This is a genomic window from Bradyrhizobium sp. CCBAU 21365 (assembly GCF_015291305.1).
Taxonomy (GTDB): domain Bacteria; phylum Pseudomonadota; class Alphaproteobacteria; order Rhizobiales; family Xanthobacteraceae; genus Bradyrhizobium; species Bradyrhizobium elkanii.
Genome location: NZ_CP030036.1, coordinates 4111670 through 4124512 on the forward strand (window position 1 = coordinate 4111670; position 12843 = coordinate 4124512).

Consider the following 12843-nt stretch of genomic DNA (forward strand, 5'->3'; position numbering starts at 1 on the left):
GCCGGTCATGGTGCGATTTCTGCAATCGCACCATGACCGGAAGGTGATTGAAGTTTGCTGTTGTGCAGGACAACTTAAGCGTATGAGCGAACAACAGATCAAGATCACCCTGGCGCAACTCAATCCGACGGTCGGCGACGTCACCGGCAACGCCGCGAAGGCGCGCGCCGCGCGCGAGGCGGCCAAGGCCGACGGCGCCGACCTCGTGGTGCTGTCGGAGCTGTTCATCGCCGGCTACCCGCCGGAGGATCTGGTGCTCAAGCCGGCGTTCCAGTCGGCCTGCCGCGCCGCGATCGAGGAACTGGCGCGCGAGACCAGGGATGGCGGCCCGGCGATGCTGATCGGCACGCCCTGGGTCGAGGACGACAAGCTCTACAATGCCTGCGCGCTGCTCGACGGCGGCCGCATCGCCGCGCTGCGCTTCAAGGCCAATCTGCCGAATTACGGCGTGTTCGACGAGAAGCGGCTGTTCGCGCGCGGCCCGGCGCCGGGTCCGGTGACGGTGCGCGGCGTGCGCATCGGCGTGCCGATCTGCGAGGACATCTGGCTCGAGGAGTCCGAAGAGTACGAGAACGTCGTCGAATGTCTCGCCGAGACCGGCGCCGAGATTCTGGTGGTGCCGAACGGCTCGCCCTATGCCCGCGACAAGGCCGACCTCAGGCTGTCGATCGTGGTGGCGCGCGTCACCGAGAGCGGACTGCCGCTGGTCTATCTCAACGAGGTCGGCGGCCAGGACGAGCTGATCTTCGACGGCGCCTCGTTCGCGCTGAATGCCGATCTCTCCGTCGCGGCGCAGCTTCCGGCGTTCGCGGAGAACATCACGACGCTGACCTGGCGCAAGACCGCCGACGGCTGGCGCTGCAACGGGCCGATCACGGCGCAGCTCGAGGGCGACAAGGCCGATTACGCGGCCTGCGTGCTCGGACTGCGCGACTATGTCCGCAAGAACGGTTTTCCCGGCGTGCTGCTCGGCGTCTCCGGCGGCATCGACTCGGCGCTGTGCGCGGCGATCGCGGTCGATGCGCTCGGCGCCGACAAGGTGCGCGGCGTGATGCTGCCGTTCCGCTACACCGCGCAGGTGTCGCTCGACGATGCCGCCAAGCTCGCCGCGGCGCTCGGCATCCGCTACGAGATCCTGCCGATCGCCGATGCCGTGAACGGCTTCGAGACGATTCTGGCGCCGGTGTTCAAGGGGCTGGAGCGCGACATCACCGAGGAGAATTTGCAGGCGCGCGCCCGCGGCACGCTGTTGATGGCGATCTCCAACAAGACCGGCGCCATGGTGGTGACCACCGGCAACAAGTCGGAGATGTCGGTCGGCTACGCCACGCTGTATGGCGACATGAACGGCGGCTTCAATCCGATCAAGGACATCTACAAGACCGAGGTGTTCCGCCTGTCGAGCCTGCGCAACGGCTGGAAGCCGGACGGCGCGCTCGGCCCGTCAGGCGAGGTGATCCCGGTCAACATCATCATCCGGCCGCCGACCGCGGAGTTGCGCGAGAACCAGACCGACCAGGATTCGCTGCCGCCCTACGACGTGCTGGACGCGATCCTCGAACGGCTGGTCGAGCGCGAGGAGCCGCTGGCGGCCATCATCGAAGCCGGCTTCGACCGCGATGTGGTGGCCCGGGTCGATCGCCTGCTCAACGTCGCCGAATACAAGCGGCGGCAGGCGGCGCCAGGGGTGAAGGTGACGCGGAAGAATTTCGGCCGCGACCGCCGCTATCCCATCACCAACCGCTTCCGCGATTTCGGCAAGGCGTTGCCGGCGCCCGACGAGACGCTGGTGGCGCGCACCTCGCGCGCGTCAGCGGAAGCGTTCGAGGGCTGAACTCTTCCTACCGCTTCGGGATGAAGGTCGGGCCGACGGTGCGGATCTGGCCGTCGCTCGCCGGCGCGGCCGCCGGTGCCGTGGCGTCAGCGGCTGCGGGCTGCTGTTGAGCTGCAGCGGCGGGCGCGCCCTTCTTGCCGGCCGCGGCCTTGGTCTGGGCGCGCTGCTGCATCTTCCGCGCGCTCTCCTCGGTGACGATGATGTCGCCCTGCTGCTCGGCGGACGCCTTGTCGTCGACCGCCTTCAGCGCCTCGGCCCAGCTCTGGCCGGCCGGCTTGCAGGAGCAGGACGGATTGAACTCGGTGCGGTACTTGAAGGCGTTCGGCAGCGACGAGTAGGATACACCGCTGATCGAGACCGCCTGGTTGATGTCCTCGCCGGGATTTCGGTAGGTGAACAGGCTGGCATCCGCGGCAGGGCACTGCGCCTTGCAGATTTGCTCGTCGGCCGCGAAGCGCGCCTGCACCGTTGCGAACGAGATCGGGAAATAGGCGCCGTCGCAGGTGCGGACGCAGACGGTGCGGAAGGTGCCGGACTGGGCGCCATACTGCGCATCGGGCGGGGGCAGCGGATTGTTGGGATTGCCGCCGCCACCGCCGCCGAACAGGTTCTCGAGGAAGTTGCCGGGGCCACGCGCGGCCGCGGCATATTGCGGGCCGCAATTGTTCTGCGCCAGCGCGGTCAGGACCGAGCGGCGCTGGTTCTCGCGGTCGGCGCCGCCGAGCCCGCCGGAGCGCAGCCGCTCGAGATTGGCGGTGATCTGGTCGAGATTGGCGCGCATCTGCTGGATCTGGGTGTTGACCGGACCGCACTGCGCCGAATTGTTATTGAAGAGCGAGAAGAACCCGGAGCTGTCGCAGCCCATGCGCCGGGCCTGCGCCGTCACCCGATCGAGCTCGCCCTGCTGGCGGGTTGCCGCGTCCTGATAGCGGCGGATCTGCTCATCCTTGGCCGGGTCGCCGGAGCCGCCGCCGCGGTCGATCGCCGCCAGCTGGCCTTCGAGCCGGCCGCACATCGGATTGGCCTGCGGGTTGGGCTGCGGCGCGCCTTGCGGAGCCGGACCGGGCGGGCCGGGCGGCACTTGCGCCAGGGCATGCGTGGCGGGCAGGGCGATGCCGGCCAGCACGGCGCACGTCAGAAACCAGCGGGAGAAGCGAGAACGGGAGCTATTGGGCATATCCGGCCATTAAAACGACGCCGCGCGGCGATCAACGCCAAAGCGCGCGGGCAAGGCCGCTGCAATAGCCGTTTCTCGGGGCAGCGTCACGTCGTTTCCGGGGCGCCGGTGTGGCAATAGCCCCGTCTGGCCAGCGGCTTGGCTCAGCGCTGGCAGGTGATGGCAACGAATTCGCCGCAGCTGTTGCCGCTGCATTTTTCGTTGGCGGCGTGCGGGACCGCGCCGGTGATCTCGTCGGGATCGACGCGGCGGTAATTGGTGGCCTGCGCAAAATCGCGTGACCGGCAATAGGCGCGGGCGGCGGAGGCACCGCAGCGGTCGCCGCGGGCCAGGCACTGGTCGATGCCGTAGCCGTCGGCCTGGTTGGCGACGATGAAGACGCGGCTGTCGGCCAACGCGGCCGAGGAGGCAAGGAAGGACGGAGCAAGGAAGAGCGTGCAGGCAATCAATGCTGAAACGGGCCGCATGGTGCACCAGTGAAAATGGCGGGGAATCCGCATGCGTCCGGATACGCCCAAATCCTTAATAATGATTAACCATGAGGGCGTTGACGTGATTTCGGTGCGGGGCGGGGTGGCAAACCGCCCGAAAACAGCCCCTTGACGCGATAATGGGGCCGTGAGACATGGTGGAACCATGAACGGCCACCTCGCCATCTGCAGCATTTGCCGCGAGATTATGAGCTAGCGATTCGCTGGCTGAGGCCGTCTTTTCTCAACACATGAGAGCATTGGACCGCCCGGCCAGCACCGGACCGGCTCTCGCATTCGCACGTTCTTGCGGCGAACGGGGTTGCGAATGCGAGAGCCGGTCCGGTGCCAACAAAGGTAAAGTTTAATGCCGCCTGTGATTTGAAGTTCCTGAACGATCTCGCTGCCATTACAGCAGGAACTTCAAATCACAGGCGGCGCTGGGAACGGTTTCCATGGATTTGCGCCTCTACGATACGCTGACCCGGGAGAAGCGGCCGTTCGTGCCGCTCGATGCCACCAACGTCCGCATGTATGCCTGCGGACCGACGGTCTATGACTTCGCCCATATCGGCAACGGCCGTGCGGCTATTGTCTTCGACGTGCTGTTTCGCCTGCTGCGCCATCGCTATGGCGCCGGCCACGTGACCTATGTCCGCAACATCACCGACGTCGACGACAAGATCAACGTCCGCGCCGCGCGGGATTATCCCGGCGTGCCGCTGAACGAGGCGATCCGCAAGGTCACCGAGCTGACCTATCAGCAATATCAGGACGACGTCACCGCGCTCGGCTGCTTGCCGCCGACCGTGCAGCCGCGCGCCACCGAGCATATTCCGGAGATGCGCGCGATCATCGAGAAGCTGGTCGCCGGCGGCTTTGCCTATGTCGCCGAGGATCACGTGCTGTTCTCGCCGCAGGCGATGAACGCGGCCAACTCGATGCTGCCGCGCTACGGCGCGTTGTCGAAGCGTTCGCTCGACGAGATGATCGCGGGCGCCCGCGTCGATGTTGCGCCCTACAAGCGCGACAACACCGACTTCGTGCTTTGGAAGCCGTCGAAGCCGGGCGAGCCCTCCTGGCCGTCGCCGGCCGGCATCAAGGTCGAGGGCCGTCCCGGCTGGCACATCGAGTGCTCGGCCATGGCCTGGAAGCATCTCGGCGAGAAGTTCGACATCCATGGCGGCGGCATCGACCTGGTGTTCCCGCACCATGAGAACGAGCTCGCCCAGACCTGCTGCGCGTTCCACTCCGACCGCATGGCCAATGTCTGGATGCACAACGGATTCCTGCAGATCGAGAGCGAGAAAATGTCGAAGTCGCTCGGCAACTTCTTCACGATCCGCGATCTCTTGGCCGATTGGCCGGGCGAGGTGCTGCGGCTTGCCATGCTGAAGACGCATTATCGTTCGCCGCTCGACTGGACCGCGAAGGCCACCGAGGAGGCCGCGAAGACGCTCGACGACTGGTACGCGGTCGCGGCCGACGCCGAGCCCGGCGCGCCGTCGCCGGCGATGGTCGAGGCGCTTTACGACGACCTCAACACGGCGCAGGCGATGGCGGTGCTGCACGGCCTGCGCGGTGCTGCGTCGAGCAGCGAACAGAGCCGCAAGGAGTTTGCCGGCTCGCTCCGGCTGCTCGGCTTCCTGTCGGAGAGCGCGGCCGCGTGGGAAGCCCGCAAGCAGCAGGCGAGCGGCGTCGATGCCGCTGCCGTCGAGGCGCTGATCGCCGAGCGCACCGCGGCGCGAGCGCGCAAGGATTTCAAGGAGTCCGATCGGATCCGTGATCAGCTCGCCGCGATGGGCGTGGCGATCAAGGACGGAAAGGATGCCGAAGGAAAGCCGATCACCACCTGGGAGGTCGCGCGATGAGCCGTTCCGCACCCGCACTGCGCCCGTATCTGCCTGACGACGCGCCGCTGCTGGCGGCGATCTTCGCGGCCTCGATCATGGACCTGACCGGCGACGACTACAGCGAGGCGCAGCAGGAAGCCTGGGCGATGGCCGCCGACGATGAGGCGGCCTTCGGCAAGAAGCTCGCCGGCGAGCTCACGCTGATCGCGACCTTGCAGGGCGCGCCGGTCGGTTTCGCCTCGCTGAAGGGCGCCGATCTCATCGACATGCTCTATGTGCATCCGAGCGCGGTCGGGCAGGGCGTCGGCAGCGCGCTGTGCGATGCGCTGGAGAAGATCGCGAGCGCCCGCGGCACCAAGACCCTGAAGGTCGATGCCAGCGACACCGCGCTGGAATTCTTCCGCAAGCGCGGCTACGTCGCCCAGCAGCGCAACTCGGTCACCATCAATGACGAGTGGCTCGCCAACACCACGATGCAGAAGCAGCTCGATGGTGTCGCGACCCCGGGAGGCCACGCGTGAGCCGCGAGCGCCTCTATCTGTTCGACACCACGCTGCGCGACGGCGCGCAGACCAACGGCGTCGACTTCACGCTGCAGGACAAGCAGGTGATATCAGGCATGCTCGACGCGCTCGGCATCGACTATGTCGAGGGCGGCTATCCCGGCGCCAATCCGACCGATAGCGAGTTTTTCAGCAGGAAGCCCGACTTCGAGCACGCGCGCTTCACCGCCTTCGGCATGACGCGGCGGCCGGGCCGCTCGGCCTCGAACGATCCCGGGCTTGCCGGCATCCTCGAGGCCAAGGCGGACGCGATCTGCTTCGTCGCAAAATCCTCCGCCTACCAGGTCCGTGTCGCGCTCGAGACCACGAACGAGGAGAACCTCGCCTCGATCCGCGACAGCGTCGCGGCCGCGAAGGCGCTCGGCCGCGAGGTGATGGTCGACTGCGAGCATTTCTTCGACGGCTACAAGGAGAACCGCGACTACGCGCTTGCCTGCGCCAAGGCGGCCTATCAGTCCGGCGCCCGCTGGGTGGTGCTGTGCGACACCAATGGCGGCACCATGCCGCATGAGATCGAGACCATCGTCGGCGACGTCGTCAAGCACGTGCCCGGCGCCTATCTCGGCATCCACGCCCATAACGACACCGAGCAGGCGGTCGCCAATTCGCTCGCCGCGGTGCGGGCCGGCGCGCGCCAGATCCAGGGCACGCTCAACGGCCTTGGCGAGCGCTGCGGCAACGCCAATCTCTGCTCGCTGATCCCGACCCTGAAGCTGAAGCAGGAGTTTTCCGACAAGTTCGAGATCGGCGTCACCACGGAGAAGCTGGCGACGCTGATGAAGGTGTCGCGCACGCTCGACGACATGCTGAACCGCGCGCCCAACCGCCATGCGGCCTATGTCGGCGAAAGCGCGTTCGTCACCAAGACGGGCATCCATGCGTCCGCTGTCATGAAGGATCCGCAGACCTATGAGCACGTGCTGCCGGAACTGGTCGGCAATCACCGCAAGGTGCTGGTATCCGATCAGGCCGGCCGCTCCAACGTGATGGCCGAGCTCGACCGTGCCGGCATCGCCTATGACAAGAGCGATCCGCGGCTGACGCGCCTGGTCGAGGAATTGAAGGAGCGCGAGGCCGCGGGCTTCGCCTATGAATCCGCCAACGCATCGTTCGATCTGCTGGCGCGCCGCACCCTCGGCAAGGTGCCGGAATATTTCAAGGTCGAGCAGTTCGACGTCAATGTCGAGCAGCGCTACAACGCCAACGGCCAGCGCGTCACGGTGGCGCTCGCGGTGGTGAAGGTCGACGTCGACGGCGAGCGGCTGATCTCGGCCGCCGAAGGCAACGGCCCGGTCAACGCGCTCGACGTCGCGCTGCGCAAGGATCTCGGCAAGTACCAGAAATATATCGATGGCCTGAAGCTGATCGACTATCGCGTGCGTATCCTCAATGGCGGCACCGAGGCGGTCACGCGCGTCTTGATCGAGAGCGAGGACGAGACCGGCGAGAGCTGGACCACGGTCGGCGTCTCGCCCAACATCATCGACGCCTCGTTCCAGGCGCTGATGGATTCGGTGTTTTACAAACTGGTGAAGTCGGGCGCGCAGGCGTGAGACCGTAGCCCGGATGAGCGAAGCGATATCCGGGGGGCGTCTCGATCGGTTTTCCCCGGATGTCGCTTCGCTCATCCGGGCTACGAGTCCGGGAGGAGGGCCCATGATCGACCACGTTTCCGTCGGTGTTCGCGATCTCGAACGCGCCGCGCGGTTCTATGAGCCGACGCTGGCCGCGCTCGGCCTGAGCCGCCTCGTCACGCGGCCGGCGACGATCGGCTTCGGCAAGGCTTATCCCGAATTCTGGATCAATCTGCGCGCCACGATGGCGCCGGTCGCACATGAGAGCGGCACCCATATCTGCCTGCGCGCGAAGACCACCGCCGAGGTCGATGCCTTCCACACTGCGGCGCTGGCGTCAGGCGGCCTCTCCGATGGCCCTCCGGGCCTGCGCCCGCACGACCGCGTGCGCTATTATGCGGCCTTCGTCCTCGATCTCGACGGCAACCGCATCGAGGCCGTGACGTTTCCGAGCGAGTGAGGCTGGACGAGCGCTCAACGTAATCCGTCATCCTGAGGTGCGAGCTCTTGCGAGCCTCGAAGGATGCACGGCCACCAGCCGGGCCGTGCATGCTTCGAGACGCGCGTTCCGCGCTCCTCAGCATGACGGGGATAGTTTAGCGCACCCGAACGATCAGAGCCGCCGCGCCACTTCGGGCGCGAGATCCTTCGCGGCCTCGGGCGTGCGTGCCACCGCCGAACGTAGCCGCGGCAGGATCTCGTCGACGCGGTCGGCCATCAAGACGTTGATCGGCAGCGTCGGGCGGATGAACTCGGTCATGCGCATGTGGTTCAGCAGCGAGAGCAGGGGTTCCCAGAAGCCATCGACGTTGGCGAGCAGAATCGGCTTATGGTGACGGCCGAGCTGCTGCCAGGTCAGTTGCTCGACCAGCTCCTCCAGCGTGCCGATGCCGCCGGGCAGCGCGACGAATGCATCCGAGCGCTCGAACATCAGGCGCTTGCGCTCATGCATGTCGGGCGTGACAATCATCTCCTGGACCGAGGTCAGCGCGTTCTCGCGCGCGCGCAGGAATTCGGGAATGATGCCGGTGACGGAGCCGCCGTGGTCGAGCGTCGATTTCGCGACCGCGCCCATCAGGCCGATCGAGCCGCCGCCATAGACCAGGCGCACGTTGTTTTCGGCAAAGCTCTTGCCGAGCGCGACGGCAGCTTCAACGAAACGGGGATTGTTACCGGGGCCGGAGCCGCAATAAACACAGACAGTCTTGATTTGGTTCATACGATCCTTGTGGCACTGCAGCGTAAACAGGGTCAAGAGTCGGATATGGGGATTGAGAGGCGAAAAATCCCGTAAATTCCCGCGAATCGCGAACAATTTTCATCATATGCCTGTACGCCGCGTTCAAACGATCTATATGACGGGCACAATGGCAAACCGTGGAAAAGATATGGCAGCGGACCGCCGCGCCGTGACCGCGCGGGCGGGCGCCTGATGGTGCCGCCGCAACAGAATGTGACCGGCGCCGCACAGCCCACGGCGACGCCGCCGGCCGCCGAGAAGGGGACGCTGCTCGGCACCCTCGTTCATCTCTGGCCCTATATCTGGCCCGGCGATCGCGCCGATTTGAAGATGCGTGTGATCTGGTCGGTGGTGCTGCTGCTGTTCGCCAAGCTCGCCACGCTGTCGGTGCCGTTCACCTTCAAATGGGCGATCGATGCGCTGAACGGCACGGGCTCGGCGCCGGTTGCGGCCTCGAACTGGGTGGTCTGGCTGATCGCCTCGCCGGTGCTGATGACGATCAGCTACGGCGCGGTGCGCATCATCATGGCGGTGCTGACGCAGTGGCGCGACGGCATCTTCGCGCGCGTCGCGATGCATGCGGTGCGGCGGCTCGCCTACATCACCTTCGTGCACATGCACGAGCTGTCGCTGCGCTTCCATCTCGAGCGCAAGACCGGCGGCCTGACCCGCGTCCTCGAGCGCGGCCGCTCCGGCATCGAGACCATCGTGCGGATGGTGATCCTGCAGCTGATCCCGACCATCGTCGAGGTCGCGCTGCTGGCGGCGGTGCTGCTCTGGCAGTTCGACTGGCGCTACGTGCTCGCGGTGCTGCTCACGGTCGTCGTGTTCATGTACTTCACCTACATCGCGACCGAGTGGCGGATCGAGATCCGCCGCAGGATGAACGATTCCGACACCGAGGCGAACACCAAGGCGATCGACTCGCTGCTCAACTACGAGACGGTGAAGTATTTCGGCGCCGAGGAACGCGAGGCGCGGCGCTACGACCGCTCGATGGAGCGCTACGAACAGGCCAGCGTGAAGACCTACACCTCGCTCGCCGTGCTCAACACCGGGCAGGCGATCATCTTCACCGCGGGGCTGACCGCGACCATGCTGATGTGCGCGTTCGGCATCCGCAACGGCACGCACACCGTCGGCGATTTCGTGCTGATCAACTCGATGATGATCCAGCTCTACCAGCCGCTGAACTTCATGGGCATGGTCTATCGCGAGATCAAGCAGGCGATCATCGACATCGAGAAGATGTTCGACGTGCTGGCGCGCGATCCCGAGGTGAAGGACGTGCCGGGGGCCAAGCCGCTCGCGGTATCCGCCGGCAGCGTGCGGTTCGAGGATGTCCGCTTCGCCTACGAGGCGGACCGGCCGATCCTGAAGGGCCTGAGCTTCGAGGTGCCGGCCGGCAAGACGGTGGCGATCGTCGGTCCCTCCGGCGCCGGCAAGTCGACGATCTCGCGGCTGTTGTTCCGCCTCTACGACGTCTCGAGCGGCCGCATCCTGATCGACGGCCAGGACATCAAGACCGTCACGCAGGCCTCGCTGCGCTCGGCGATCGGCATGGTGCCGCAGGACACCGTGCTGTTCAACGACACCATCCGCTACAACATCCGCTATGGCCGCTGGGACGCCGGCGACGACGAGGTCGAGGAGGCGGCGCGCCTCGCGCAGATCGACGGCTTCATCCGGATGTCGCCGCAGGGCTATGAGACGCAGGTCGGCGAGCGCGGCCTGAAACTCTCCGGCGGCGAGAAGCAGCGCGTTGCGATCGCGCGCACGGTGCTGAAGGGGCCGCCGATCCTGGTGCTGGACGAGGCGACCTCCGCGCTCGACAGCCACACCGAGCACGAAATCCAGGGCGCGCTGGAGCGGGTCTCGCGCAACCGCACCTCGCTGGTGATCGCGCACCGGCTGTCGACCATCGTCGGCGCCGACGAGATCATCGTGCTGGACCAGGGCCGGATCGCCGAGCGCGGCACCCACGCGCGGCTTTTGGCCGCCGACGGCCTCTATGCCAGCATGTGGAACCGGCAGCGCGAGGCCGAGGAGGCCCGCGAACGGCTCGCCCAGGTCGATGACGAGGGCACCGCGCCGAATCGGCTGCCGCCGGCGGTCACTGAATCGTCGGAGGATTCCACCCCTGACGCGGGTGAGAAACCCTTGCCGACCGCCGCGGAATAGTCGATTTAGGGCCTCTCCCGCCAAATGGGGCGGGGAAACGCAAGCGAGCTCTGATGTCGATCGCCAATTCCATCCGCGCGCAGATCCCGCCGATCCACCCCGAGGGCTATCCCTTCATTGGCGGCTTCGCTCTGGCGAGCCTGATCCTGTTCTGGATCTGGACTCCGCTGGGCTGGATCGGGACGCTGCTGACGGTCTGGTGCGCGCTGTTCTTCCGCGATCCGGTCCGGGTAACGCCGCTGCGCGACGGCATCGTGGTATCGCCGGCCGACGGCCGCGTCTCGATGGTGGTGCAGGCGCTGCCGCCGGCCGAGCTCGGGCTCGGCGACAAGCCGCTGCCGCGGGTCTCGGTGTTCATGAGCGTGTTCAACTGCCATGTGAACCGCAGCCCGGTGGTCGGCCGCATCGACCGCATCGCCTACCGGCCCGGCGCCTTCATCAATGCCGAGCTCGACAAGGCGAGCGAGGACAATGAGCGCAATTCGCTCGTCATCTCGACCTCGAACGGGCGCATCGGCGTGGTCCAGATCGCGGGCCTCGTGGCGCGGCGCATCGTCTGCTTCGTCAAGGAAGGCCAGTCGATCGGCGCCGGCGAGCGCTTCGGCCTGATCCGCTTCGGCTCGCGGCTCGACGTCTATCTGCCCGAGGGCACCAAGGCGCTGGTCTCGGAGGGGCAGACCGCGGTCGCCGGCGAGACGATTCTGGCGGATTTCCGCAACGCCGATCCGGGCCGGACTTATCGCGCCGATTAACTCTGTTTCGCCAGCCCCATCAGCCGGTTCTGGCCACAATGGCGGAGCCGGGCGGCGCTTGCTATATTCTTCGGGCCATGACGCCATTCGATCCGAATTCCACCGAGTATCGCCGCCGCCGGTTCCGCCCGATCCCGGTGCGGATGCTGGTGCCGAACATGATCACGCTGCTGGCGATTTGCGCCGGCCTCACCGCGATCCGGCTGTCGACCGAAAGGCGGATGGAGCTGGCGGTCGCCGCCATCGTGTTCGCCGCGATCCTCGACGGCATCGACGGCCGCGTCGCCCGCATGATCAAGGGCCAGTCGAAATTCGGCGCGGAGCTCGACAGCCTCGCCGACTTCGTCAATTTCGGCGTCGCGCCGGGCCTGATCCTGTATTTCTGGCAGCTGCATGAGCTGAACAACGGCGGCTGGATCGCCGCGATGGTGTTCGCGATTTCGGGCGGCCTGCGGCTTGCGCGCTTCAATGCCTCGATCGACGATCCGAACAAGCCGGCCTTCGCCGCCAACTATTTCACCGGCGTGCCGGCGCCGGCCGGTGCGATCACCGTGCTGCTGCCGATCTATCTCGCCTTCCTCGGCGTGCCGATGCCGCCGGCGACGCTGACGGCGTTCTACACGCTCCTGATCGCCTTCCTGATGGTGTCGCGGCTGCCGGTGTTCTCCGGCAAGACCGTGAAGATGCGCGTGCCGCCGGAAATGGTGCTGCCGGTGTTCGTTGCTGTGGTGTTCTTTGTCGCGCTGCTGATCGGCTATCCCTGGCACATCCTGTCGGCGGGCTCGGTTGCCTATCTGATCAGTCTGCCCTGGGGCTGGAAGTCCTATCGCGACCAGGAGCGCCAGCTTGCCGCGCAGACGCAAGCTGCGGGCGCGCAGGTGGTGGCGTCACCTGCGGCTCCCTATGCGGCGCCGGTCGCGGAGAGTGACCGCGACGATCGTCCGACGCATCTGCATTGATGCCTCTCTATGATCCGTCATCCTGAGGAGCGCGGAGCGCGTCTCGAAGGATGCACGGCCACCAGCGGGGCCGTCGCCTCTTCGAGACGGCCGCTGCGCGGCCTCCTCCAGCGACAACGGCTTCGCCGTTGCGCGGGGGTGAACGGTGATGTGGTTGCTTCATTCCAGCAAATATCAGCCATGAGCGTGCCTCGGTTGGGTTCGCCTGCGATCTCGGCTATAGGCTGAGACGGCCCAGCG

11 protein-coding genes are annotated in these 12843 nt (G+C 66.4%); 8 read left to right on the forward strand and 3 right to left on the reverse strand.

The annotated features are described in order from the left end of the window. The first annotated feature begins 82 nt into the window (after positions 1 to 82). Positions 83 to 1834: an NAD+ synthase gene (locus tag XI02_RS18675; protein ID WP_018271074.1), complete on the forward strand. Its 1752-nt coding sequence runs from the start codon at positions 83 to 85 to the stop codon at positions 1832 to 1834. Between the two features lie 7 nt (positions 1835 to 1841). Here XI02_RS18675 and XI02_RS18680 read toward each other — a convergent pair whose 3' ends face one another. Beyond that, on the reverse strand, positions 1842 to 3011 hold the full coding sequence (locus tag XI02_RS18680; RefSeq protein WP_051110102.1) for a DUF2865 domain-containing protein: 1170 nt from the start codon (positions 3009 to 3011) through the stop codon (positions 1842 to 1844). Between the two features lie 143 nt (positions 3012 to 3154). Beyond that, positions 3155 to 3478, reverse strand: coding sequence for a hypothetical protein (locus XI02_RS18685; RefSeq protein WP_026192629.1), 324 nt, complete (start codon positions 3476 to 3478; stop codon positions 3155 to 3157). A gap of 458 nt (positions 3479 to 3936) precedes the next feature. Here XI02_RS18685 and cysS point away from each other — a divergent pair, with 458 nt between their 5' ends. From cysS to XI02_RS18705, 4 genes are all read left to right on the forward strand, one after another. Then, positions 3937 to 5352 (forward strand): cysteine--tRNA ligase, encoded by a 1416-nt coding sequence (gene cysS / locus XI02_RS18690; protein WP_016846290.1) that lies wholly within the window; start codon positions 3937 to 3939, stop codon positions 5350 to 5352. Beyond that, positions 5349 to 5855 (forward strand): GNAT family N-acetyltransferase, encoded by a 507-nt coding sequence (locus XI02_RS18695; protein ID WP_016846291.1) that lies wholly within the window; start codon positions 5349 to 5351, stop codon positions 5853 to 5855. The genes cysS and XI02_RS18695 overlap by 4 nt, the downstream gene beginning before the upstream one ends. Further along, positions 5852 to 7450 carry a citramalate synthase gene (gene cimA, locus XI02_RS18700; protein WP_016846292.1) on the forward strand — a complete coding sequence of 533 codons (1599 nt, stop codon included), beginning with the start codon at positions 5852 to 5854 and terminating at the stop codon, positions 7448 to 7450. Before XI02_RS18695 ends, cimA begins: the two co-directional genes overlap by 4 nt. A 103-nt stretch (positions 7451 to 7553) precedes the next feature. Next, positions 7554 to 7931: a VOC family protein gene (locus XI02_RS18705; protein WP_018271076.1), complete on the forward strand. Its 378-nt coding sequence runs from the start codon at positions 7554 to 7556 to the stop codon at positions 7929 to 7931. Between the two features lie 153 nt (positions 7932 to 8084). Here XI02_RS18705 and XI02_RS18710 read toward each other — a convergent pair whose 3' ends face one another. Then, entirely contained in the window at positions 8085 to 8690 is a 606-nt protein-coding gene (locus tag XI02_RS18710) for a TIGR00730 family Rossman fold protein (RefSeq protein ID WP_018271077.1), read from the reverse strand. Positions 8691 to 8903: 213 nt separating this feature from the next. On the opposite strand from XI02_RS18710, the gene XI02_RS18715 reads away from it, so the two are divergent. The 3 genes from XI02_RS18715 (at position 8904) to pssA (ending at position 12603) form a co-directional block, all read left to right on the forward strand. After that, positions 8904 to 10892 (forward strand): ABC transporter ATP-binding protein/permease, encoded by a 1989-nt coding sequence (locus tag XI02_RS18715; RefSeq protein WP_038379835.1) that lies wholly within the window; start codon positions 8904 to 8906, stop codon positions 10890 to 10892. Between the two features lie 53 nt (positions 10893 to 10945). Continuing rightward, a complete protein-coding gene (locus XI02_RS18720) occupies positions 10946 to 11644 on the forward strand; it encodes a phosphatidylserine decarboxylase (RefSeq protein ID WP_016846296.1) in 699 nt (232 codons plus the stop codon). 77 nt (positions 11645 to 11721) lie between these two features. Continuing rightward, on the forward strand, positions 11722 to 12603 hold the full coding sequence (gene pssA, locus XI02_RS18725) for a CDP-diacylglycerol--serine O-phosphatidyltransferase (RefSeq protein WP_041482639.1): 882 nt from the start codon (positions 11722 to 11724) through the stop codon (positions 12601 to 12603). Positions 12604 to 12843: the final 240 nt, after the last annotated feature.